The sequence below is a fragment of the Curtobacterium sp. MCBA15_005 genome (assembly GCF_001864855.1).
GTDB lineage: Bacteria > Actinomycetota > Actinomycetes > Actinomycetales > Microbacteriaceae > Curtobacterium > Curtobacterium flaccumfaciens.
This window is the reverse complement of sequence record NZ_MJGL01000004.1, coordinates 41588-42429: the sequence shown is the minus strand read 5'-3', so window position 1 is coordinate 42429 and position 842 is coordinate 41588. Positions and strand designations below refer to the sequence as shown.

Sequence of the window (842 nt, the reverse complement as noted above, 5' to 3'; positions counted from 1 at the left end):
CGACGCGGCGGTCGCGCTCGACGCCGTCACCGGCGTGGACGCGGCGGACCCGGCGACGGCTGCGCAGGCCGGCAAGGTGCCGACGTCGTACACGTCGTCGCTCGACGCCGACTCCCTGCAGGGCTCCCGCATCGGCTACGTGACGAGCATGGTCGGCACGAACGCCACGACGAAGCGCCTGTTCGAGGCCTCCGTCGCGAAGCTCGAGGCCGCTGGTGCCACCGTCGTCCCGATCACCGCGACGACGGCCTTCAACCGGGTCCTGTCCGAGGGCAGCGGCAGCACGAACGAGTTCAAGCACGACCTGGACGAGTACGTGGCGAAGCACCTCGACCCCGACGTCGCCGCTCGCTCGCTGCAGGGCATCCTGGCCTCGGGCGAGTACGTGCCGAGCCGCAAGAGCACCTACCAGTCGCGCGACCTGATCACCGACGCGCAGTACCAGGCGTGGGCCGGACCGACGGGCTCGCACACGACGCAGCTCGCCACCGGCAAGCAGCTCGTGACGCAGATGCTCGACGACCAGGACCTCGACGCGCTCGTCTACCCGTCGGGCACGCCGTACGGCACGCAGTCGACGAACATGCGCCTCAGCCCGAACACCGGCATGCCGGCGATCACCGTCCCAATGGGCCAGGCGACCGCTGCCGACAACACGATCACCGGTGCCGGCGTGAACCTGGAGTTCCTCGGCCGCTCGTTCGACGAGAGCACGGTCATCGGCCTCGGCTACGCCTTCGAGCAGGAGACGCACGCGCGCACCACGCCCGCGCTGTACCCGGCGCTCGGTTGAGCTGAGCGGGTCGCGTGACGCGACCACGGGATGGACGGGAGGCCCGGTG

1 protein-coding gene is annotated in these 842 nt (G+C 70.8%); it reads left to right on the top strand.

What is annotated here, in order from left to right; genetic code table 11:
* On the top strand, positions 1-793 hold a 793-nt coding region (locus BIU89_RS04745; protein WP_254791491.1), incomplete at its 5' end, for an amidase family protein.
* Positions 794-842 lie beyond the last annotated feature (49 nt).